The sequence below is a fragment of the Halalkalibacter okhensis genome, assembly GCF_000787375.1.
GTDB classification, from domain to species: Bacteria; Bacillota; Bacilli; order Bacillales; family Bacillaceae_D; genus Halalkalibacter; species Halalkalibacter okhensis.
In genome coordinates this window covers 1-19,884 of sequence record NZ_JRJU01000025.1, presented here as the reverse complement: position 1 = coordinate 19,884, position 19,884 = coordinate 1, and the positions used below count along the sequence as shown (strand labels likewise).

Here is a 19,884-nt window from a genome sequence, read left to right as displayed (position 1 = left end):
GGGAGGTAAGTTTGTATGATTCAACAAGAATCCCGTTTAAAAGTTGCAGATAACTCTGGTGCTCGTGAAGTACTTTGTATTAAAGTACTTGGTGGTTCTGGTCGTAAAACAGCTAATATTGGTGATGTTATTGTTTGCTCGGTAAAACAAGCAACACCAGGTGGCGTTGTCAAGAAAGGTGACGTTGTCCGTGCTGTAATCGTACGTACTAAGAGCGGTGCTCGTCGTAACGACGGTTCATACATCAAATTTGATGAAAATGCTGCTGTAATTATTCGTGATGATAAGAGCCCACGTGGTACTCGTATTTTTGGACCTGTTGCACGTGAACTTCGTGAAAACCAATTCATGAAGATTGTGTCTCTTGCTCCGGAAGTTCTTTAATAGAAGATTATTGAAAGGCCCTGTCAAGGAGGTGCGAACATGGCAAATATGCATGTCAAAAAAGGTGATACTGTTAAGGTCATCTCTGGAAAAGACAAAGGGAAACAAGGTGTAATCCTTGAGGCGTTCCCGAAGAAGAACCGTGTACTTGTTGAAGGTGTTAACATCGTGAAGAAACATGCTAAACCTTCTCAAGATAACCCACAAGGTGGAATCTTGAACCAAGAAGCACCAATTCATTCTTCTAACGTTATGCCTATCGATCCTAAGTCTGGTGAACCTACTCGTGTAGGTTATAAAGTAGAGAACGGTAAAAAGGTACGTATTGCTAAGAAGTCTGGCGAATCTTTAGATAAGTAGTCAGAGTGTGAAAGGAGGTCAATCGTATGAGTCGATTAAAAGAAAAGTATACAAGTGAAATTGTTCCTTCTCTAGTAGAGAAGTTCAACTATTCATCTGTTATGGGTGTTCCAAAGCTTGAGAAAATCGTTGTTAACATGGGTGTTGGTGACGCAGTATCAAACGCTAAGGCACTAGATAAAGCAGTTGAAGAATTAACTGAGATTACAGGTCAAAAACCATTAGTAACTAAGGCGAAAAAATCAATTGCAGGATTCAAACTACGTGAAGGTATGCCAATTGGTGCGAAGGTAACACTTCGTGGTGAGCGTATGTATGATTTCCTTGATAAATTAATTTCTATTTCACTACCACGTGTACGTGACTTCCGCGGTGTTTCTAAGAAAGCATTTGACGGACGTGGAAACTACACGCTAGGTGTTAAAGAACAATTGATCTTCCCTGAAATTGATTACGATAAAGTGGATAAAGTTCGTGGTATGGATGTTGTTATTGTTACAACTGCTAACACGGATGAAGAAGCTCGTGAACTTTTAACACAAATGGGAATGCCATTTCAAAAATAATCGAAGTCGTTTCGAAGAGGAGGGAAAACGTTGGCGAAGAAATCAATGATTGCAAAGCAAAAACGCACACAGAAGTATAAAGTACAAGAGTATACTCGCTGTGAACGTTGCGGTCGTCCTCATTCAGTATTACGTAAGTTTAAACTTTGCAGAATTTGCTTCAGAGAACTTGCTCACAAAGGGCAAATTCCTGGTGTGAAAAAAGCTAGTTGGTAATCCCAAGAACGGGAAGGAGGTAAATAATATGGTCATGACAGATCCAATTGCAGATATGCTTACTCGCATTCGTAATGCTAACACGGTTCATCACGAGAAGCTTGAACTACCTGCTTCTAAGGTGAAGAAAGAAATCGCTGATATCCTAAAGCGTGAAGGTTTCATCCGTGATTATGAATTTATTGAAGATAACAAGCAAGGTGTAATCCGCATCTTCTTAAAATATGGTGCTACAAATGAGCGTGTAATTTCAGGACTTAAGCGTATTAGTAAACCAGGTCTTCGCGTTTATGCGAAAGCTGGCGAACTTCCACGTGTACTAGGTGGTCTTGGTATCGCATTAGTTTCAACATCTAAAGGCGTAATGACAGACAAGGATGCGCGTCAACAACAAATTGGTGGCGAAGTATTAGCTTACGTTTGGTAAGACAATCCTTGAATTGAACGGAGGTGCAAAAGAATGTCTCGTATTGGTAAAAAGCCAGTAGAAGTTCCAAGTGGAGTTACTATTACGCTTGATGGTACGTTACTGACTGTTAAAGGTCCTAAAGGCGAACTTAAGCGTAATCTTCACGAGGATATGAAAATCAATATCGAAGAAAATCAAGTAACAGTTGAGCGTCCTTCTGAACACAAGGAGCACCGTGCTCTTCACGGAACAACTCGTAGCTTGATCAACAACATGGTTGAAGGTGTAACAAAAGGTTTCGAACGTTCACTTGAACTTGTCGGTGTCGGATACCGTGCTACTAAGTCAGGTCAGAAACTAGTTCTTAACGTTGGTTACTCTCATCCAGTTGAGATCGTTCCTGAGCAAGGGATCGAAATCGAAGTTCCATCTAACACAAAGGTAACTGTTAAAGGAATTGACAAAGAGCGTGTTGGTGCACTTGCATCTAACATCCGTTCTGTACGTCTACCTGAGCCTTACAAAGGAAAAGGTATTCGTTATGAAGGCGAATATATTCGTCGTAAAGAAGGTAAGACTGGTAAATAATCACTAACTCACGGAAAGGAATGACGTTCAATGATTACGAAGCGTAATAAAAACGTAGCTCGTAAGAAGCGACATGCACATGTTCGTCGTGCGATTACAGGAACACCTGAACGTCCTCGTCTAAATGTTTTCCGTTCATCTAAACACATTTATGCTCAACTTATTGATGATGTAAATGGTGTTACACTTGCTTCTGCATCTACTCTTGATTCAGAGGTAGCTGCAGATGCGACGAAAACAGATGCGGCAAAACTTGTAGGTGAACTCGTTGCGAAACGCGCGATTGAAAATGGACATAAAGTAGTTGTATTTGACCGTGGTGGTTATTTATATCACGGACGTGTTGCAACACTTGCAGCAGCAGCTCGCGAAGCTGGCTTGCAATTCTAAGAAAAAAAGGAGGGAAAACGAATGCGTCGTATTGACCCTAATACGTTGGAACTTGAAGAAAAAGTAGTAGCTGTCAATCGTGTAGCTAAAGTAGTTAAAGGTGGACGTCGTTTCCGCTTTGCTGCATTAGTTGTAGTTGGCGATAAAAATGGCCATGTTGGATTCGGTATGGGTAAAGCTCAAGAAGTTCCTGAAGCGATCCGTAAGGCTGTAGAAGATGCAAAGAAAAATCTTATTGAAGTACCTGTTGTTGGCACGACAATCCCTCATGAGATTGTTGGACATTTTGGTGCAGGACGTGTCCTACTTAAAAATGCTTCAGAAGGTACAGGAATTATCGCTGGTGGACCAGTACGTGCGGTGCTAGAACTAGCTGGTATCGGTGATATTCTTTCAAAATCTCTTGGTTCAAACAACCCGATCAACATGGTTCGTGCAACTATGGAAGGTCTTAAAGGTTTAAAACGTGCTGAAGAGGTTGCTAAACTTCGCGGCAAATCCGTGGAAGAACTGTTAGGATAAGGAGGGAAAGTAAATGGCTAAGAAATTAGAAATTACCCTCACTCGTAGTCTTATCGGGCGCCCGGAAGACCAACGCGTTACTGTGAATACTCTTGGATTGCGTAAGATGCACCAAACAGTTGTTCAACAAGATAACGCTGCGATTCGCGGTATGGTAAACAAGGTATCTCACCTTTTAACTGTTAAAGAGATCGAAGCTTAATTGATAATATTTAAATACGAGGAGGTGTCGACATGAAACTTCATGAGTTGAAACCTGCAGAAGGATCACGTAAAGTTCGTAACCGTGTAGGTCGCGGAATTGGTTCTGGAAACGGTAAGACAGCAGGAAAAGGACATAAAGGACAAAACGCTCGTTCGGGCGGTGGGGTACGTCCTGGTTTTGAGGGTGGTCAAAACCCTTTATACCGTCGTCTACCGAAACGTGGTTTCACAAACCCAACTCGTAAGGAGTACACAGTAGTTAACCTTGAAACCCTTAACCGTTTTGATGCGGGTACAGAGGTAACACCTGAACTTCTTATTGAGTCTGGTACAGTGAAAAACGTAAAGGTTGGTATCAAGATTCTAGGTAATGGAAAACTTGAGAAAAACTTAACTGTTAAAGCACATAAGTTCTCAGCGTCTGCAGTAGAAGCGATCGAAGCTGCTGGCGGTAAAACTGAGGTGATTTAATGTTCCGGACTATCTCCAACATTATGCGCGTGGGTGATTTACGCCAAAAGGTGATATTCACCCTCCTTATGCTCATTGTCTTTCGTATCGGAAGTTTTATCCCTGTTCCAGGAGCGAACAAGGATGTACTGAATTTTCACGATCAAGCGAATGCATTTGGGTTTTTGAATACGTTTGGTGGTGGAGCTTTAGGGAACTTTTCGATCTTCGCAATGGGTATTATGCCATACATTACTGCTTCGATTGTCGTGCAGTTATTACAGATGGATGTAGTACCTAAATTTGCTGAATGGGCGAAAGAAGGGGAAGCTGGTCGACGTAAATTAGCTCAGTTTACCCGTTATGGAACAATCGTTTTAGGTTTTATTCAAGCATTAGGAATGTCTATTGGATTTAATTCTTTATTTCCTGGTTTAATTCCTAATCCTAGTGTTCCAACTTATTTATTTATCGCTTTAGTTTTAACGGCAGGTACTGCTTTCTTAATGTGGCTAGGCGAACAAATTACAGCAAAAGGTGTAGGTAACGGAATTTCTATTATTATCTTTGCAGGTATTGCTGCAGGGATCCCTAATGGAATTAACCAAATCTACGCTACTCAAATTGAAGGTGCTGGAGAACAACTTTTCCTTAGTATTGTTACAGTTCTTTTAATTGCACTTGCTGTACTTGCAATCATCGTGGTTGTTATATTTGTTCAACAAGCATTAAGAAAAGTACCCGTGCAGTACGCTAAGCGTTTAGTGGGGCGTAGCCCGGTAGGCGGTCAGTCTACGCATTTACCGTTAAAAGTAAATGCTGCAGGTGTTATTCCGGTTATCTTTGCTCTTTCTTTGTTTATCTTTCCTCCAACCGTCGCTGGTTTCTTCGGAACAGATAATCAAATTGCAGCATGGGTAACGAGAGTATTTGATTATACTCAACCAATCGGAATGGTCGTTTACGCACTTTTAATTATTGGGTTTACGTATTTTTATACGTTTATCCAAGTTAATCCGGAAAAAATGGCTGACAACCTCAAAAAGCAAGGTGGGTATATTCCAGGCATTCGTCCCGGTAAGACAACACAGACTTACTTAACACGTATTTTATATCGATTAACGTTTGTTGGTGCACTCTTTCTTGCTATTGTTTCCATTATTCCTGTATTTTTCACAGCGTGGATGGGATTACCACCGGCTGTCCAGATTGGTGGTACTGGATTATTGATCGTTGTTGGTGTAGCATTAGACACGATGAAGCAAATTGAAAGTCAACTAATTAAACGTTCTTATAAAGGGTTTATTAAGTAACAAGGGGATCTGGGAAGTCATGTTCTTCCCGTTCGCCTTCTGTTGTTAAATCGGAGCGATGGAGGGAGATTGGAATGAATCTAATTTTAATGGGATTACCTGGTGCTGGTAAAGGCACACAAGCTGAGAGGATTGTTGAGGAGTACGGCATTCCCCATATTTCAACGGGCGATATGTTTCGCGCCGCGATTAAGGGTGAAACCGAACTAGGTTTAAAAGCTAAATCTTTCATGGATGCTGGCGAGCTTGTACCTGATGAGGTAACAATCGGGATCGTACGAGATCGTTTAGCTCAAGATGATTGTCAAAAAGGCTTCTTGTTAGACGGATTTCCACGTACAGTTGCTCAAGCAGAGGCGTTAGAAGAGTTACTAAGCTCTTTAGGACGTAAACTTGATTATGTCTTAAATGTCGATGTTCCTGAACAACTATTAATGGATCGTTTAACGGGGCGTCGAGTTTCTCCTACTTCTGGTAGAACATATCATGTCATTTTCAACCCACCGAAAGTGGAAGGAATTTGTGACGTTGATGGGAAAGAATTAGTTCAACGTGATGATGATAAGCCAGAAACGGTGAAAAAGCGTCTTGAAGTAAACCAAAAACAAGCAAAGCCATTAGTAGATTTCTACACTGAAAAAGGCTATCTGCGTGATATAAATGGTGATCAAGATATAGATAAAGTGTTTGAAGATATTGATCAGCTGTTGAAAGGACTTCATGCATGATCATTTGTAAGACGGAAAGAGAAATTGAAATCATGCGCGAAGCCGGTAAAATTGTTGCTTTAACACATCAAGCGTTAAAAGAACATATTCAGCCTGGCATATCTACAAAAGAATTGGATGAGATTGCTGAGAAATTGATTCGTTCTCACGGAGCAACTCCCTCATTCAAAGGTTATAATGGGTTTACAGGCAGTATCTGTGCTTCGGTAAATGAGGAACTCGTACACGGTATTCCTGGAAAAAGAGTGCTTAAAGATGGAGATGTCATTAGTGTTGACATCGGAGCTTATTATAATGGTTATCACGGTGATTCAGCATGGACATATGCAGTTGGCGAGATTTCTAAAAAAGATCAAGAACTGCTTGATGTGACAGAAACGTCTCTTTTTAAAGGTTTAGAGTTTGCTAAGCCGGGGAACCGACTGTCAGATATCTCACATGCGATTCAAGCGTATGCAGAACCATTAGGATATTCGATCGTTCGTGAGTATGTTGGACACGGTGTTGGGCAAGACTTGCATGAGGACCCACAAATTCCTCACTATGGTCCGCCAGGCAAAGGTCCAAGACTTAAACCGGGAATGGTTTTAGCTATTGAACCGATGATTAATGCTGGTACACGGTATGTACGTACTCTTTCTGACAACTGGACAGTTGTAACAGTTGATGGGAAGAATTGTGCACACTTTGAGCATACAATTGCTATTACGGAGTCAGGATTTGAAATCTTAACGAAAGCTTAAATGTAGGTGATGATGTCTATGCAAGACTCTGGTTCTTCTCCGGAGATTGGTCAAGTTGTTTTGATTACAAAAGGCCGCGATCAAGGTCAGTTAGGGATCATTGTTGAACTAATTGATGATCGTTTTGTTAAAATTGCTGATGGTGACAAACGTAAAGTTGACCGAATGAAGAAAAAGAACATGAATCACTTAGAGCTAGTAGATTACATTGCTGATGAAGTAAAAAGCAGCTTTGTTGAAACAGGACGTGTTACTAATGGAAAATTACGTTACGCACTAACGAATTTCTTAGAGCATCATTCTGATTTACTGAAGGAAGGAGAGTGAGCCCATGGCTAAAGAAGATGTAATTGAGGTTGAAGGTACAGTCATTGAACCTCTTCCAAATGCAATGTTTCGTGTTGAATTAGAAAATGGTCATAAGATTCTTGCCCACGTTTCTGGAAAGATTCGTATGCACTTCATTCGGATTCTTCCTGGTGATAAGGTGACTGTTGAACTTTCTCCTTATGACTTAACTCGTGGACGAATCACATATCGATACAAATAATACGTTGCGAGAGCGACTAGCATGATAATCATGGATTGTCCTGCTTTAATCTGATTGATTATAATCAGAGCACTCCGTACCATATAGGAGGTAAAAAAATGAAGGTAAGACCATCAGTCAAGCCTATTTGTGAAAAGTGTAAAGTAATCCGTCGTAAAGGGACGGTAATGGTTATTTGTGAAAACCCTAAGCATAAGCAAAAACAAGGCTAAATAACAAGGAGGTGCTGCACATGGCACGTGTTGCAGGCGTCGATATTCCTCGTGACAAACGCGTAGTTATTTCACTTACGTACGTTTTCGGGATCGGCAAAACTAAGTCGTCTGAAATTCTAGCGAAAGCAGGTGTATCTGAAGATACTCGCGTTCGTGACTTAACAGAAGAAGAATTAGGACGCATTCGTGAAGCAGTTGAAGGCTACAGAGTAGAAGGTGACCTTCGTCGTGAAGTTTCACTAAACATTAAACGTCTAATTGAAATTGGTTCATACCGTGGTATTCGCCACCGTCGTGGATTACCTGTTCGTGGACAAAATTCTAAAAACAATGCTCGTACGCGTAAAGGTCCTCGTCGTACAGTAGCAAATAAGAAAAAGTAGTAAAGGAGGTCGCATAAAAAATGGCTAAGAAAACGAATACTCGTCCAAAGCGTCGTCAACGTAAAAATGTTGAAGCTGGAGTTGCTCACATTCGTTCAACATTCAACAATACGATCGTGACAATTACAGATACGCATGGTAATACAATTTCTTGGGCTAGTGCTGGTGGATTAGGATTCAAAGGTTCTCGTAAGTCAACTCCATTCGCTGCTCAAATGGCAGCTGAAACAGCTGGTAAAACAGCAATGGAGCATGGCATGAAGACGATCGAAGTTTCTGTTAAGGGACCTGGTGCTGGTCGTGAAGCGGCAATCCGTTCTTTACAAGCTGTTGGACTTGAAGTTAACATGATCAAAGATGTTACTCCAGTACCTCACAACGGTTGTCGCCCGCCAAAACGTCGTAGAGTATAACGGAAATAATCTTTGTATAGATTTTCCTGACCTTGTCAATACTGGATAGAGCGATAACAGTCCTGTTGGCAAAATTGGTGTAAAGCTTAGGAATTGCCTGCTGGTTATCCGGTAAGGCAATCCTTGCAGTCTACCGGAGTTCGACGTTTTGAAGGAGGGTTTGTTTAATGATAGAAATTGAGAAGCCAAATATTGAAGCGGTTGAAGTAAGTGAAGACGCAAAGTATGGGAAATTTGTGATAGAACCATTAGAACGTGGGTATGGTACTACGCTAGGTAACTCCTTACGTCGTATTCTTCTTTCCTCTTTACCAGGCGCTGCTGTAACATCTGTTCAAATTGATTCTGTATTACATGAATTCTCTACAATCGAAGGTGTTGTAGAAGATGTAACGACAATCATTTTGAATTTAAAGAAGCTTGCTCTTAAAATCTATTCTGATGAAGAGAAGACCCTTGAAATCGACATCCAAGGTGAAGGTGTCGTAACGGCTAATGATTTAACACACGATAGTGATGTTGAGGTTCTAAATCCTGATCTTCACATTGCAACACTTGCAAAGGGTGCGCACCTTCGTATGCGACTTATTGCTAAACGTGGTCGTGGTTATGTTCTTGCTGAGGGTAATAAGAATGACGATCAACCAATTGGAGTACTTCCTATTGATTCGATTTACACACCAGTATCACGTGTGAATTATCAAGTTGAGAATACACGCGTCGGTCAAGTAACCAACTATGACAAACTAACTCTTGATGTCTGGACTGACGGAAGCATCCGTCCTGAAGAAGCTGTTTCTTTAGGTGCTAAGATCTTAACTGAGCATTTAAATATATTTGTTGGAATGACAGACCAAGCACAAAATGCTGAAATCATGGTTGAAAAAGAAGAAGATCAGAAAGAGAAAGTTCTAGAAATGACTATTGAAGAACTTGATCTATCGGTTCGTTCTTACAACTGTTTGAAGCGTGCGGGGATTAATACGGTTCAAGAACTAACTCATAAGTCTGAAGAAGACATGATGAAAGTTCGTAATCTGGGTCGTAAGTCATTAGAAGAAGTTCAAGAGAAGCTTGGAGAGCTAGGACTCGGTCTTCGTAAAGAAGAATAGTACTACCCTCAACTTTTCTACTAAGTTATATATTGTTGCTCGCGTAATCGAGCAGGTAACAAAGGAGGGAAACGAACATGGCATACGCAAAATTAGGTCGTGATAGCGCTGGTCGTAAGGCTCTATTCCGTGATTTAGCAACTGATCTTATCATTAACGAGCGTATCGAGACAACTGAAGCGAAAGCGAAAGAGCTTCGTTCAATCGTTGAGAAAATGATTACACTTGGTAAGCGTGGAGATTTACACGCACGTCGTCAAGCTGCTGCTTTCATCCGTAGAGAAGTAGCGAACGAAGAGACTGGCGAAGACGCTATCCAAAAACTTTTCTCTGATATTGCAACTCGTTATGAAGAGCGTCAAGGTGGTTATACACGTATCCTTAAAATGGGTCCTCGTCGTGGTGACGGTGCACCTATGGTTATTATTGAGCTTGTATAATTGAATTGATCCATGAGTGAATAGATGAGGCGACAAAGGGCAAATCAGATCTGAGCACGTATGCTCTGACTCTGGGCCCTTTTTTGTTTGCCCATTTTTCTAAGAGGGTGAAAATGTGTCCGCTTTAATTTCTTTAGATCATGTCACTTTTCAGTACGAAAATGCTAGTAGTTATGCATTAACGGATCTCACTGTGAGCATCGAAGCCAACGAGTGGATTGCCATCCTTGGTCGAAACGGGTCAGGAAAGTCAACATTTGGCCGTCTATTGAATGGGCTGCACTTACCTACGAAAGGTACGGTGTTGGTTTCAGGCATGTCGACGAAAAGTGATCAGGACATTTGGTCTATCCGCCGTGTCGTGGGGATGGTTTTTCAGAACCCTGACCATCAATTTGTTGCAACAACGGTAAGAGATGATCTAGCATTCGGGTTAGAAAATATTGGTCTCACACGTGAAGAAATGGAAGATCGAATTACCAAGTATGCCTCTTTAGTCGGTATCTCTCACCTCCTTGAGTCCGAACCGCATCGCTTATCAGGAGGACAAAAACAACGGGTTGCTATTGCTGGAATTATGGCAATGGAGCCAGAAGTCATTGTTTTTGATGAAGCAACGTCTATGCTTGATCCAATTGGTCGAAAAGAAGTGATGGATACCATTTCAATGCTTCATCAACGAGGAGTTACGATCATTTCTATCACTCATGACATGGATGAAGCCGTTTTAGCTAGTCGATTGCTTCTATTTCATGAGGGAAAGCTAGCTTTAGAAGGACGTCCAGAAGAAGTATTTTCCCAAAAGGAGAGATTATTAGAATTAGGGCTGTCCCTTCCTTTTGCCGTTGATTTGCAGCATGAGCTCAAAGAACAAGGGATTGCTCTAGGTAAGACATGTCTGAGTGAAAGTGAGCTGATTCATGAGTTATGGACATTGTATTCAGCAAAGTAGAACATCGCTATATGGAAGGGACCCCTTTTGAGAAGGTAGCGATCAAAGATTTCTCTATAACGATACCGTCAGGGTCATTTACAGCAGTGATTGGCCATACTGGATCAGGGAAGTCGACGTTTATCCAACATATTAATGGACTGTTGCGGCCCTTTGCAGGTTCAGTCAAGGTTGGAAAATATGAGATCAAAGCTGGCGAAAAGAAAGTAGATTTAAAAGAGTTAAGAAAACGAGTCGGGTTAGTCTTTCAATATCCAGAGCACCAGCTGTTTGAAGAGACCGTGGAAAAGGATATATGCTTTGGTCCTATTAACTTTGGATTGCCTAAAGATAAGGCCATTAGACGTGCGAAGGAACTTCTTCCTCTTGTTGGTCTAAAAGAGGACATTCTTTCTGCCTCTCCCTTTCAATTGAGTGGTGGTCAGATGCGCAGAGTGGCGATTGCAGGTGTATTAGCGGTGCAGCCATCCGTTCTAGTATTAGACGAACCAGCTGCGAGTCTCGATCCTGAGGGAAGGGATCAAATGATGAAGTTATTTTATGATTATCATCAAACAAACGATACGACAACCGTGCTTGTGACCCATCATATGGAGGATGCGGCTAAATATGCAGATCAAATCATTGTCCTTCATAATGGCTCGGTTGAAATGGTTGGCGGGCGCGAACTTATTTTTGAACAAGCAGCAAGACTGAATGAGATTGGACTTGATCTACCGAAGCCTGTCCGCTTCCTTCAAAGTATAAAAGAGAAATTTGGCTTAGAAGAGGTCCCTATGCATTTTGATACAAAAGGTACTTCTCATTTCTTAGGAAATGTATTGAAGCATAAAGGGGAGTAGATCATGTTACAAAATGTCATTATCGGGCAATATGTATCTACTTCTTCGATCTTACATCGTCTCGATCCCCGATCAAAGTTAGTTAGTGTGTTTCTTTTAGTTATCATTATTTTTCTTGCGAATAATTGGATAACGAACACGTTAATTATTTTATTTACGATTGCTATGGTCACTTTATCACGTGTTCCACTTTCATTTATTTACAAAGGAATACGTCCGATTCTTTGGCTCGTATTATTTACGTTTATTCTTCACCTCTTTTTAACAAGAGAAGGTGCCGTTCTTTTTCGTTTTGGTTTCTTTACTCTTTATGAAGAAGCATTGAGACAAGCTGTTACGATTGCCATCCGTTTAATAACAATCATTCTGCTTACTTCACTTGTTACGTTGACAACAAGACCGATTGATCTAACAGATGGACTTGAGAGTTTATTTAGCCCATTAAAGAAAGTTCGTTTACCTGCTCATGAATTAGCACTCATGATGTCCATAGCCCTGCGATTTATTCCAACCTTTATGCAGGAGACGGAAAAAATTATGAAAGCTCAGATGGCAAGGGGAGTCGATTTCACATCGGGTCCTATTGGACAGCGGGTTAAGGCCTTATTACCATTATTAGTCCCTCTATTTATCAGTGCCTTTAATCGAGCCGAGGACTTAGCACTTGCTATGGAATCACGTGGTTACCGGGGAGGAGAGGGACGTACAAAATATAGAGTGCTTCAATGGCAGGTAAGGGATACCATAGCATTCCTATTTTGTATTAGCTTTGGCATCGTCATTGTATTATTACGTTTTATATGAAAGGGAGGATGAAGGTGAAGCGAGTTGCTTTATGGGTCACGTACGAAGGGACGAGCTTTTCAGGTTATCAAGTGCAGCCTAATGGTCGAACCGTTCAGGAAGAAATAGAGAGGGCCGTTTCTCGAATTCATAAAGGCGAGCAGATCCGTATTCATTCGTCTGGTCGAACAGACACCGGAGTTCATGCTAGAGGACAGGTCGTGCATTTTGACTCTATGTTAAGTATTCCAGCAGAACGTTGGCCAAAAGCATTAAATGCTTGCCTTCCGGATGATATTCGCATTATAGAAGCTTGTTATGTAGCTTCTGACTTTCATGCACGTTATCACGCAGTGAAAAAGGAGTATCGCTATCGTGTGTTGCTTAGACAGGAGGGTGATGTTTTCAGGCGCAATACATCTCATCATGTGCCTTATCACATTTCGGTCCCGCGGATGCAGGAGGCTGCTCAAACGCTTATTGGAACGCATGACTTTTCTTCATTTTGTGCGGCAAATACAAGTGTAGTTGATAAAGTGCGGACGCTATTTACCATTTCGATTGAGCAAGACCGTGATGAACTTATTTTTAAGTTAGTCGGCAGTGGTTTTTTGTACAATATGGTTCGAATTATTGTGGGAACTTTGTTAGAAATTGGATCAGGAAAACGTGAAGTCCATGAACTTGCCTTCATTCTTAGTGCAAAAGATCGGACTCATGCAGGAAAAACGGCTCCTGGAACTGGGCTATTTCTTTGGAAAGTAGACTACAATGAGCCTATTTTTAGTGAGTTATATTAGGTTATAAAAAATAATCATATAACAACGAGGCCTAGTGTAACATTTTGTTGACATTGGCTTTTGAATATTATATGATGTTAGATGGTAATTCCAAAACCCACTAGCCCCGGGTTCGGAATGTTACATTAGACATTGGTTTTAACAATTTTAGATTTATTTTGAAAATACGAAAGCGATCGTTTCTTTAGGAGGGAAATTCATGCGTACAACATATATGGCAAAGCCAAACGAAGTTGAGCGTAAGTGGTATGTAGTAGACGCTGAAGGTCAAACGCTTGGTCGTTTAGCTTCAGAAGTTGCTTCTATCCTACGTGGTAAGAACAAACCAACTTTTACTCCTCACGTTGACACTGGTGATCATGTTATCATCATTAACGCTGAGAAAATTGAATTAACTGGTAACAAATTAAATGACAAGATTTACTACCGTCACACAAATCACCCAGGTGGTTTAAAAGCAACAAAAGCAGCTGACATGCGTGCGAACAAGCCTGAGCGTATGCTTGAGCTTGCAATCAAAGGAATGCTTCCAAAGAACACTCTTGGACGCGCACAAGGCATGAAGCTTCATGTATATGCAGGACCAGAACACAAACATCAAGCTCAAAAACCAGAAGCTTACACGCTTCGTGGTTAATCGATAGGAGGGTATTATTTTGGCACAAGTACAATATTATGGTACAGGTCGCCGTAAGCACTCTGTTGCTCGCGTTCGCCTATTACCAGGTGATGGCCGTATCGTTATTAACGGTCGCGAATTAGATGAATACTTCAATCTTGAAACGTTAAAGCTTATTGTTAAACAACCACTTGTTGAGGTTGGCGTTGAAGGTCAATATGATGTTCACGTTAATGTTGATGGTGGAGGTTACACAGGACAAGCGGGCGCTATCCGTCATGGTGTTGCTCGTGCTCTACTTCAAGTAGATCCTGACAACCGTCCTGCTCTTAAAACTGCAGGTTTCTTAACTCGTGATGCACGTGCGAAAGAGCGTAAGAAATACGGTCTTAAAGCAGCACGTCGTGCACCTCAGTTCTCAAAACGTTAATATACTTGCGTTTGGAAGGCTCTCATCCTTTATGGATGGGGGTCTTTTTGTTTATAAGTTGTAGGACGATCCAATGGCTGGAATTAGAAGCCCTGTTAAATTAATTTCAATCTCAGACAGCTGGACAATATCGACAATATTTCCACTGCATGCTCCTTGTTTTCCCTTCTCATACTAATTAAAAAGAAAATGAAATGAAAGGAGCGGAGGATGATGACCGTAACTTTGCTTTCTGAAAAACGACGGGAAAAACAATGGAAATTTGAACGGAGTGTTCTTCGGAGTTTGTCATTGAAGAAGCTTCAAGTCAATGTAGAAGAGCATTTTAAAGCTGTGGTCCCGTTTCATTTTCTTTCCCATCCATTTTTATTAGATCCTTGTATGGATATGGCTATTGATGCGTACTTGTTAGGAGCTGAGTATAGTAAGTTCGGCTATTTAGGTGAGTCAATTGCCGATGTGAAACATAGGTGTGATGATGAAGTCACGGAAATAACCCATTGCATCTTTAACCTTCTCCAAGGTTGGTTAATTGAATCTGATTATTTACTTGATTCCTTACAGGTGGCTACTGAAGCCTTTGTTGACCATTGGTGGACAAAGGGGTTTAGTGAAGGACAGAAAAGATATCGCTTAAGGTTGCATTAATAAACGATTTTTATACCATACATGTCTTAAGGCTGAATTAAGAGGAATACAAAAGGGGAAAACAAGTCTCTCCTTTTTGTATTCCTCTTTCATATTCTGCTCCTTGTCCCAATATATATAAATGGACGAGGAGGGATGGTAGTGAATTTGATAAAGTGGTTGAAAGGTGCCGCCTTTGCTTTAGGTGTTGTGAGTTTGTTATTTATTATTCAATATCAATTTGTAAGCAATGACTCGTGGTCAACTTGGAATTTACCACTATCAGGGAAAGTGATAGTCGTTGATCCAGGACATGGAGGAATTGATGGGGGCGCTGTTTCGAAAAGTGGAATGCTTGAAAAAGATGTGACGTTATTAATTAGTGAGCAGCTAAGAGATTATTTACAAGAAGCTGGGGCACTTGTCTTAATGACGAGGGAAGATGATCATGATTTAGCTAATGCCGATACAAAAAAAGTAAGACAAAGGAAAAATGAAGATCTGAGAAGGCGTGCAGAAATTGTTAACGATTCAGATGCAGATATGTTTGTAAGTCTTCATTTAAATGCCATTCCGTCACCTAGATGGAGTGGGGCACAAACGTTCTACAATCGTGCCATTCCAGAGAATGAGCGTTTAGCAAAATTTGTCCAAGAAGAGGTCATTCGCAATTTAGAGAATACGACAAGACAAGCAAAGCCAATCAACAATGTATATTTAATCAAACAAGCGTCCATTCCTGGAGTCTTGATTGAAGCTGGGTTTTTGTCAAACCCAACTGAAGCAGAATTATTAAATACGGAAGAGTACCAGCAGAAGGTTGCAGCCTCGATCTATCAAGGAATCTTACGTTACTATACAAATGAAAAAGATCCGGAATAATCTAGATGGAACCGGATTCACGTTCTTCCTTACTCCTGTGCTATACTAGGGATATATTTGGAAAAGGAAGGTGTCCGTATTGGTAACAGAAGCAGTAGTCATCGAAGCATTAAAACGAGTTAAAGATCGAGACTTAAATAAAAATCTTGTCGAAACGGGTGGCGTCCGTGAAATAAAGGTTAAAGAAGGAAATGTTAGCTTGAAAATTGCCTTAGCCAAAACAGGAACAGCTGAACAAATGGAAGTGCAGCAAGAAATTGTTAATGTCGTAAAAGGAGAAGGAGCTTCTTCAGTAGGTCTTAGATTTGAAGAACTTTCAGACGAGGAGCTTCAAAAGTTAGGTGGTATGGATGAACCTGCTTTTCAAGGACCAGCCATTTTAGCGCCTAATAGCAAAACAACATTTATTGCCGTAACAAGTGGAAAAGGTGGGGTAGGGAAATCTACGGTTTCGGTGAACCTAGCAACTACCCTTGCTCGTTTAGGGAAGAAAGTAGGGATCATAGACGCTGATATTTACGGATTCAGTGTACCTGATATGATGGGTATTGAGGAGCGTCCGAAAGTGATTGCCGATCGTATTTACCCAGTTGAACGTTTTAATGTAAAGGTTATTTCAATGGGATTTTTTGTTGAAGACAATGCTCCTGTTATTTGGAGAGGACCGATGCTTGGCAAAATGTTAAATCAATTCTTCACTGAAGTGGAGTGGGGAGAGTTAGATTACTTAGTATTAGACTTGCCACCAGGAACAGGGGATGTGGCCTTAGATCTTCATACGATGCTTCCGCATTCAAAAGAAATTCTTGTTACAACTCCGCATGCTACAGCAGCATTTGTTGCAGCACGGGCAGGGACCATGGCAATAAAAACACATCATGAGATCTTAGGTGTTGTCGAAAATATGGCCTACTTTGAAAGCCGTGTAACTGGAGAAAAAGAATATGTCTTTGGAACAGGTGGAGGAGAAAGATTAACAGAGGAACTAAAGACCGATTTGTTAGGACAAATTCCTTTAGGACAACCAGAAATTAATAAAGAAGACTTTGCGCCATCTGTCTATGGCAAGACTCACCCAATTGGACAAATTTATGAACAGATTTCCCAAAGAATCATTGAAAAAACAAGGTAACAAAAAAGCCCACTCTGGGCTTTTTTGTATTTGATGAATTCGTGTTGAAGTCCAATGGAAGCGAACGGTCAGCTATTAGTTACCGCCGCCGCCTTCTCCACCACCTTCTTCTCCACCGCCGCCGCCTTCAGCAGGTTGGTCTTGTTTCTCCATTTGCTTTTCAGCGACCTTTGTAAGAATTTCATTTATTTTTGCTGTGAAATAGGGGCTCTCAAAAGACTCTGACATGATAGCCATAACTTGTGTGCGATACTCTTTAGACTTTAGAGTCTCTAAAAACGCTTCTTCCATTTCTGGGTCTTGTAATACAGTAATCATCATTGCTTGGTATTCTGGATCTTTCATCAAACTCTTAAGCATTTTTTCATTTTCCGTTTGCATGCTTTCAGCGAATGTTTGAGCAAACTCAGGTTCTTGCATCACTTCTTGCCAAAATGTTTTTCCTTCCTCGGAGGTGAGTGTTGTTTGTATGGTTTCTTTGACGAAATCTGTATCCATAACGATTTCCTTTTTTACTTCTTCATCAGATAAAACTTCTTGTACGGCTTTTTTCCCTTCGTCTGTTTGTAGCATGTCAACCATCATCTTTTTTGTGGTGTCATAGTCAGGACTGCTGCTACCGCCGCCATTTTCAGCTGCTGCGCAACTAGCAAGAGTAACAAGAAGAAAACTTATAACCATTACAGAAAAAGTTTGTTTCATGCTGTGCGGCTCCTTTCGGTCATTTTGTCATTAATTTGAGATATTTGTCATCTAATTATTCATCACTATTCGAGAAGTTCTGGCATTTTTTTTAGGAGATTGTTACAATCATGTAAGCATAATTGAATATTGGGGGATTTGTCTGTGAACAGTCGAAAAGTTGTTTACTTGTTTTTTTCCACTCTTTTAGTTGGTAGCATAAGTGGTGCGATTGTTGGATTTATATTAGATTTTCACGTATATACAGAAGGTTCATTTTTAAACTTATTTTTTGGATTATTATGGTTGCTTGGGATTTGTGCGGCGTTCAGCTTAATTAGTCAAATGGGCTTTTTTGCGTATTTGACACTGCATCGGTTTGGTCTTGCGTTATTTAGATCGCAAAAGCTTTGGAATTATGTACAGGTGATTCTTGTTGCTTTTGTTATTTTTGATTTAATTTACTTTAGGTTCGTTGCGTTTGCAGAGCCGGGTGAAACGATATTTGGTTTTATGGTTATGCCCATTTTATTACTCATTTATGGATTGGTGATTGCCTATTTAAAGGCAAAAGGTACAAACCAAGGAGCGTTTATTCCTGCTTTATTCTTTATTGTTGTCGTTACGACTATTGAGTGGGTTCCAGCACTCACGGTCAATGACCCAAAATGGTTGTGGCTTTATTTCACACCTTTAATTACAGCAAATACATGGCAGGTTTTAACCTTGCATCGTTTGACAAAACAAGAAAGTTAGTAGAAAGAGGGCACTCTGTTGTTATACAGAGTGCCCTCTTTTACTATTTAATCTCTTCGTTTTCCGATATGGTACTAGCCATTAAGTCTTCAACTGTAGTAAAGGAGAAACCCTTGCCGCGAAGTTGGTCGATGACAATAGGTAGAGCTTTATGTGTTTGTTTAACAGAATCAGAAGCATGAAACAAAATGACATCACCAGAACTTGTTTTAGGGACTATGGCATTAACAATCGCATCAACACCTGGATTTTGATAATCCTTTGAATTAATACTCCAGTGAATAACGCTGTATCCTTGTTTGTCAGCTAAGTTTAATATGCGTTTGTCGAATGAACCATTTGGAGGACGTAAAAGTGTGGGTTTGTCTCCTGTAAGTTCGGAAAGAATCTGGGTACTTTGGTTCATATCTTTTCGTATTTTTTCATCATCCCAACTTGTATAGTCTTTATATTGATAGCCATGGCTACCAATTGTGTGACCTCGTTCTTTGATTTCCTTTACGACGTCAGGGTACCGCTCTGCCCAAGATGCAGATACAAAAAAGTTTGCATGATCTACTTCTTTTTGGTCTAGAATGTCTAAAATCGGTTCAATCCGATTTTCTCCCCAGCTAATGTTAAACGTTAATGCGACTTGCTTGTCATCCGTTTCAGCCTTATAAAAAGCTTGAGGGCCGTCTGGGGTAGAGAAGACGGCTATTTGGGTCCGTTCTACATAAAGTAAACCAGCTGTAAAAAAGGCAGCGATGATAATGAGTGATAATTGCTTGATTCGTTTGGCATGAAAGATCCAAAAGAAATTCATTTCTTAGCCTCCTTGTCCATTGTTATGACCAATCTATGGTACAAACCTAGAAGATATGAATAAAATTGGAACAAATTGAAAACAATTTAAAAGAGTTTTGAGAGAAGAACTGGAGATCAACAAATATATTTTGGAGTTGTTAGTCACAATAGTCGAGGTGGTATGGTGTTAGGGGTTATTTTAAATGAAAAAGAGGTACAGGAAGTAGAATATATGTTAAAGAGAGAGATGGAAGAGTTGCTGTTAGACCTATCGGATCCGCGGATAGACGAAGTAGTAAAACGTGCAATGGAAGAGAAATATCAGATTGTTTTTAAAATCTATAAACGGTTTGTACCTCCTAAAGAAACGATGAAGTACGTATTAAACAAACGCAGCACACAATAAACTTGTGTGCTGATATTTATTGATTGGATCAAATGAATTAAGATGTATTATTGGTTTGGGTTAAGTTTTTGTTATTTAGTGTTGACTTCATTATAGACACATGATATATTATTTCTTGCCGCAAATAGTTATTAAATAGTGGGCTTGACCACAAAAACTGTTTGTGTTATAGTAAAACAAGTTGCCGATGAGTGACATTTAG

General features: G+C 40.4%; 33 protein-coding genes. 31 read left to right on the top strand and 2 right to left on the bottom strand.

Going from position 1 to position 19,884, the window contains the following annotated elements; translation table 11 throughout:
- Positions 1 to 15: 15 nt before the first annotated feature.
- From rplN to salA, 29 genes are all read left to right on the top strand, one after another.
- The gene (gene rplN, locus LQ50_RS16605; RefSeq protein WP_034631482.1) at positions 16 to 384 is read left to right on the top strand and encodes a 50S ribosomal protein L14; all 369 of its coding nucleotides are present in this window, start codon (positions 16 to 18) and stop codon (positions 382 to 384) included.
- A 48-nt stretch (positions 385 to 432) separates the two neighbouring features.
- Positions 433 to 744 (top strand): 50S ribosomal protein L24, encoded by a 312-nt coding sequence (gene rplX / locus LQ50_RS16600; protein ID WP_034631545.1) that lies wholly within the window; start codon positions 433 to 435, stop codon positions 742 to 744.
- A 26-nt stretch (positions 745 to 770) separates the two neighbouring features.
- Positions 771 to 1,310, top strand: a complete 540-nt coding sequence (gene rplE / locus LQ50_RS16595; protein WP_034631480.1) for a 50S ribosomal protein L5 — start codon at positions 771 to 773, stop codon at positions 1,308 to 1,310.
- Positions 1,311 to 1,340: 30 nt separating this feature from the next.
- The gene (locus LQ50_RS16590; RefSeq protein WP_012957149.1) at positions 1,341 to 1,526 is read left to right on the top strand and encodes a type Z 30S ribosomal protein S14; all 186 of its coding nucleotides are present in this window, start codon (positions 1,341 to 1,343) and stop codon (positions 1,524 to 1,526) included.
- Positions 1,527 to 1,554: 28 nt separating this feature from the next.
- Positions 1,555 to 1,953, top strand: a complete 399-nt coding sequence (gene rpsH, locus LQ50_RS16585) for a 30S ribosomal protein S8 (RefSeq protein ID WP_034631476.1) — start codon at positions 1,555 to 1,557, stop codon at positions 1,951 to 1,953.
- A gap of 33 nt (positions 1,954 to 1,986) precedes the next feature.
- Positions 1,987 to 2,523, top strand: coding sequence for a 50S ribosomal protein L6 (gene rplF / locus LQ50_RS16580; RefSeq protein WP_034631474.1), 537 nt, complete (start codon positions 1,987 to 1,989; stop codon positions 2,521 to 2,523).
- 30 nt (positions 2,524 to 2,553) lie between these two features.
- Positions 2,554 to 2,913, top strand: a complete 360-nt coding sequence (rplR, locus tag LQ50_RS16575) for a 50S ribosomal protein L18 (protein WP_034631473.1) — start codon at positions 2,554 to 2,556, stop codon at positions 2,911 to 2,913.
- A gap of 21 nt (positions 2,914 to 2,934) precedes the next feature.
- Positions 2,935 to 3,435, top strand: coding sequence for a 30S ribosomal protein S5 (gene rpsE / locus LQ50_RS16570; protein WP_034631472.1), 501 nt, complete (start codon positions 2,935 to 2,937; stop codon positions 3,433 to 3,435).
- 13 nt (positions 3,436 to 3,448) lie between these two features.
- On the top strand, positions 3,449 to 3,637 hold the full coding sequence (rpmD, locus tag LQ50_RS16565) for a 50S ribosomal protein L30 (RefSeq protein WP_034631470.1): 189 nt from the start codon (positions 3,449 to 3,451) through the stop codon (positions 3,635 to 3,637).
- A gap of 32 nt (positions 3,638 to 3,669) precedes the next feature.
- Complete coding sequence (gene rplO / locus LQ50_RS16560; RefSeq protein ID WP_034631469.1) at positions 3,670 to 4,110, top strand: 50S ribosomal protein L15; 441 nt, start codon at positions 3,670 to 3,672, stop codon at positions 4,108 to 4,110.
- Entirely contained in the window at positions 4,110 to 5,402 is a 1,293-nt protein-coding gene (secY, locus tag LQ50_RS16555; protein WP_034631468.1) for a preprotein translocase subunit SecY, read from the top strand. The genes rplO and secY overlap by 1 nt, the downstream gene beginning before the upstream one ends.
- Positions 5,403 to 5,476: 74 nt before the next feature.
- Positions 5,477 to 6,130, top strand: a complete 654-nt coding sequence (locus LQ50_RS16550) for an adenylate kinase (RefSeq protein WP_034631467.1) — start codon at positions 5,477 to 5,479, stop codon at positions 6,128 to 6,130.
- Positions 6,127 to 6,873: a type I methionyl aminopeptidase gene (map, locus tag LQ50_RS16545; RefSeq protein ID WP_034631466.1), complete on the top strand. Its 747-nt coding sequence runs from the start codon at positions 6,127 to 6,129 to the stop codon at positions 6,871 to 6,873. The genes LQ50_RS16550 and map overlap by 4 nt, the downstream gene beginning before the upstream one ends.
- Before the next feature lie 18 nt (positions 6,874 to 6,891).
- Positions 6,892 to 7,200 carry a KOW domain-containing RNA-binding protein gene (locus tag LQ50_RS16540; RefSeq protein WP_034631465.1) on the top strand — a complete coding sequence of 103 codons (309 nt, stop codon included), beginning with the start codon at positions 6,892 to 6,894 and terminating at the stop codon, positions 7,198 to 7,200.
- Between the two features lie 4 nt (positions 7,201 to 7,204).
- On the top strand, positions 7,205 to 7,423 hold the full coding sequence (infA, locus tag LQ50_RS16535) for a translation initiation factor IF-1 (protein WP_010896341.1): 219 nt from the start codon (positions 7,205 to 7,207) through the stop codon (positions 7,421 to 7,423).
- Positions 7,424 to 7,521: 98 nt separating this feature from the next.
- A complete protein-coding gene (gene rpmJ / locus LQ50_RS16530; protein WP_003322638.1) occupies positions 7,522 to 7,635 on the top strand; it encodes a 50S ribosomal protein L36 in 114 nt (37 codons plus the stop codon).
- A gap of 20 nt (positions 7,636 to 7,655) precedes the next feature.
- Positions 7,656 to 8,021, top strand: coding sequence for a 30S ribosomal protein S13 (gene rpsM, locus LQ50_RS16525; protein WP_034631462.1), 366 nt, complete (start codon positions 7,656 to 7,658; stop codon positions 8,019 to 8,021).
- A gap of 20 nt (positions 8,022 to 8,041) precedes the next feature.
- Positions 8,042 to 8,434 carry a 30S ribosomal protein S11 gene (gene rpsK / locus LQ50_RS16520; RefSeq protein WP_034631459.1) on the top strand — a complete coding sequence of 131 codons (393 nt, stop codon included), beginning with the start codon at positions 8,042 to 8,044 and terminating at the stop codon, positions 8,432 to 8,434.
- Positions 8,435 to 8,601: 167 nt separating this feature from the next.
- A complete protein-coding gene (locus LQ50_RS16515; RefSeq protein ID WP_034631457.1) occupies positions 8,602 to 9,546 on the top strand; it encodes a DNA-directed RNA polymerase subunit alpha in 945 nt (314 codons plus the stop codon).
- Between the two features lie 77 nt (positions 9,547 to 9,623).
- Complete coding sequence (gene rplQ / locus LQ50_RS16510) at positions 9,624 to 9,986, top strand: 50S ribosomal protein L17 (RefSeq protein ID WP_034631456.1); 363 nt, start codon at positions 9,624 to 9,626, stop codon at positions 9,984 to 9,986.
- 115 nt (positions 9,987 to 10,101) lie between these two features.
- Positions 10,102 to 10,938, top strand: a complete 837-nt coding sequence (locus LQ50_RS16505) for an energy-coupling factor transporter ATPase (RefSeq protein WP_034631453.1) — start codon at positions 10,102 to 10,104, stop codon at positions 10,936 to 10,938.
- On the top strand, positions 10,914 to 11,780 hold the full coding sequence (locus LQ50_RS16500) for an energy-coupling factor transporter ATPase (RefSeq protein WP_034631452.1): 867 nt from the start codon (positions 10,914 to 10,916) through the stop codon (positions 11,778 to 11,780). Before LQ50_RS16505 ends, LQ50_RS16500 begins: the two co-directional genes overlap by 25 nt.
- Positions 11,781 to 11,783: 3 nt before the next feature.
- On the top strand, positions 11,784 to 12,584 hold the full coding sequence (locus tag LQ50_RS16495) for an energy-coupling factor transporter transmembrane component T family protein (protein ID WP_034631449.1): 801 nt from the start codon (positions 11,784 to 11,786) through the stop codon (positions 12,582 to 12,584).
- Between the two features lie 14 nt (positions 12,585 to 12,598).
- Positions 12,599 to 13,363: a tRNA pseudouridine(38-40) synthase TruA gene (gene truA, locus LQ50_RS16490; protein ID WP_034631447.1), complete on the top strand. Its 765-nt coding sequence runs from the start codon at positions 12,599 to 12,601 to the stop codon at positions 13,361 to 13,363.
- A gap of 199 nt (positions 13,364 to 13,562) precedes the next feature.
- A complete protein-coding gene (rplM, locus tag LQ50_RS16485) occupies positions 13,563 to 14,000 on the top strand; it encodes a 50S ribosomal protein L13 (protein WP_034631444.1) in 438 nt (145 codons plus the stop codon).
- Positions 14,001 to 14,019: 19 nt separating this feature from the next.
- The gene (gene rpsI / locus LQ50_RS16480) at positions 14,020 to 14,412 is read left to right on the top strand and encodes a 30S ribosomal protein S9 (RefSeq protein ID WP_034631441.1); all 393 of its coding nucleotides are present in this window, start codon (positions 14,020 to 14,022) and stop codon (positions 14,410 to 14,412) included.
- A 210-nt stretch (positions 14,413 to 14,622) separates the two neighbouring features.
- Positions 14,623 to 15,060: a YbaK family protein gene (locus tag LQ50_RS16475; protein WP_034631438.1), complete on the top strand. Its 438-nt coding sequence runs from the start codon at positions 14,623 to 14,625 to the stop codon at positions 15,058 to 15,060.
- Between the two features lie 135 nt (positions 15,061 to 15,195).
- Entirely contained in the window at positions 15,196 to 15,921 is a 726-nt protein-coding gene (cwlD, locus tag LQ50_RS16470) for an N-acetylmuramoyl-L-alanine amidase CwlD (RefSeq protein ID WP_034631435.1), read from the top strand.
- 79 nt (positions 15,922 to 16,000) lie between these two features.
- Positions 16,001 to 17,053: an iron-sulfur carrier protein/transcriptional regulator SalA gene (salA, locus tag LQ50_RS16465; RefSeq protein ID WP_034631432.1), complete on the top strand. Its 1,053-nt coding sequence runs from the start codon at positions 16,001 to 16,003 to the stop codon at positions 17,051 to 17,053.
- A 75-nt stretch (positions 17,054 to 17,128) separates the two neighbouring features.
- Here salA and gerD read toward each other — a convergent pair whose 3' ends face one another.
- The gene (gerD, locus tag LQ50_RS16460) at positions 17,129 to 17,755 is read right to left on the bottom strand and encodes a spore germination lipoprotein GerD (protein ID WP_034631429.1); all 627 of its coding nucleotides are present in this window, start codon (positions 17,753 to 17,755) and stop codon (positions 17,129 to 17,131) included.
- 144 nt (positions 17,756 to 17,899) lie between these two features.
- On the opposite strand from gerD, the gene LQ50_RS16455 reads away from it, so the two are divergent.
- On the top strand, positions 17,900 to 18,490 hold the full coding sequence (locus tag LQ50_RS16455; RefSeq protein ID WP_034631426.1) for a KinB-signaling pathway activation protein: 591 nt from the start codon (positions 17,900 to 17,902) through the stop codon (positions 18,488 to 18,490).
- A gap of 43 nt (positions 18,491 to 18,533) precedes the next feature.
- Here the strand turns inward: LQ50_RS16455 and pdaB are convergent, their stop codons facing one another.
- Positions 18,534 to 19,295: a polysaccharide deacetylase family sporulation protein PdaB gene (pdaB, locus tag LQ50_RS16450; RefSeq protein WP_034631423.1), complete on the bottom strand. Its 762-nt coding sequence runs from the start codon at positions 19,293 to 19,295 to the stop codon at positions 18,534 to 18,536.
- A gap of 165 nt (positions 19,296 to 19,460) precedes the next feature.
- Between pdaB and LQ50_RS16445 the strand changes: the two genes are divergently transcribed.
- Entirely contained in the window at positions 19,461 to 19,682 is a 222-nt protein-coding gene (locus LQ50_RS16445; protein ID WP_034631420.1) for a hypothetical protein, read from the top strand.
- Positions 19,683 to 19,884: the final 202 nt, after the last annotated feature.

Coding starts and splice junctions, on each gene's coding strand:
- rplN (WP_034631482.1), top strand. CDS start 16: ATGATTCAACAAGAATCCCGTTTAAAAGTTGCAGATAACTCTGGTGCT.
- rplX (WP_034631545.1), top strand. CDS start 433: ATGCATGTCAAAAAAGGTGATACTGTTAAGGTCATCTCTGGAAAAGAC.
- rplE (WP_034631480.1), top strand. CDS start 771: ATGAGTCGATTAAAAGAAAAGTATACAAGTGAAATTGTTCCTTCTCTA.
- rpsH (WP_034631476.1), top strand. CDS start 1,555: ATGGTCATGACAGATCCAATTGCAGATATGCTTACTCGCATTCGTAAT.
- rplF (WP_034631474.1), top strand. CDS start 1,987: ATGTCTCGTATTGGTAAAAAGCCAGTAGAAGTTCCAAGTGGAGTTACT.
- rplR (WP_034631473.1), top strand. CDS start 2,554: ATGATTACGAAGCGTAATAAAAACGTAGCTCGTAAGAAGCGACATGCA.
- rpsE (WP_034631472.1), top strand. CDS start 2,935: ATGCGTCGTATTGACCCTAATACGTTGGAACTTGAAGAAAAAGTAGTA.
- rpmD (WP_034631470.1), top strand. CDS start 3,449: ATGGCTAAGAAATTAGAAATTACCCTCACTCGTAGTCTTATCGGGCGC.
- rplO (WP_034631469.1), top strand. CDS start 3,670: ATGAAACTTCATGAGTTGAAACCTGCAGAAGGATCACGTAAAGTTCGT.
- secY (WP_034631468.1), top strand. CDS start 4,110: ATGTTCCGGACTATCTCCAACATTATGCGCGTGGGTGATTTACGCCAA.
- LQ50_RS16550 (WP_034631467.1), top strand. CDS start 5,477: ATGAATCTAATTTTAATGGGATTACCTGGTGCTGGTAAAGGCACACAA.
- map (WP_034631466.1), top strand. CDS start 6,127: ATGATCATTTGTAAGACGGAAAGAGAAATTGAAATCATGCGCGAAGCC.
- LQ50_RS16540 (WP_034631465.1), top strand. CDS start 6,892: ATGCAAGACTCTGGTTCTTCTCCGGAGATTGGTCAAGTTGTTTTGATT.
- infA (WP_010896341.1), top strand. CDS start 7,205: ATGGCTAAAGAAGATGTAATTGAGGTTGAAGGTACAGTCATTGAACCT.
- rpmJ (WP_003322638.1), top strand. CDS start 7,522: ATGAAGGTAAGACCATCAGTCAAGCCTATTTGTGAAAAGTGTAAAGTA.
- rpsM (WP_034631462.1), top strand. CDS start 7,656: ATGGCACGTGTTGCAGGCGTCGATATTCCTCGTGACAAACGCGTAGTT.
- rpsK (WP_034631459.1), top strand. CDS start 8,042: ATGGCTAAGAAAACGAATACTCGTCCAAAGCGTCGTCAACGTAAAAAT.
- LQ50_RS16515 (WP_034631457.1), top strand. CDS start 8,602: ATGATAGAAATTGAGAAGCCAAATATTGAAGCGGTTGAAGTAAGTGAA.
- rplQ (WP_034631456.1), top strand. CDS start 9,624: ATGGCATACGCAAAATTAGGTCGTGATAGCGCTGGTCGTAAGGCTCTA.
- LQ50_RS16500 (WP_034631452.1), top strand. CDS start 10,914: ATGGACATTGTATTCAGCAAAGTAGAACATCGCTATATGGAAGGGACC.
- LQ50_RS16495 (WP_034631449.1), top strand. CDS start 11,784: ATGTTACAAAATGTCATTATCGGGCAATATGTATCTACTTCTTCGATC.
- rplM (WP_034631444.1), top strand. CDS start 13,563: ATGCGTACAACATATATGGCAAAGCCAAACGAAGTTGAGCGTAAGTGG.
- LQ50_RS16475 (WP_034631438.1), top strand. CDS start 14,623: ATGATGACCGTAACTTTGCTTTCTGAAAAACGACGGGAAAAACAATGG.
- cwlD (WP_034631435.1), top strand. CDS start 15,196: ATGGTAGTGAATTTGATAAAGTGGTTGAAAGGTGCCGCCTTTGCTTTA.
- gerD (WP_034631429.1), bottom strand. CDS start 17,755: ATGAAACAAACTTTTTCTGTAATGGTTATAAGTTTTCTTCTTGTTACT.
- pdaB (WP_034631423.1), bottom strand. CDS start 19,295: ATGAATTTCTTTTGGATCTTTCATGCCAAACGAATCAAGCAATTATCA.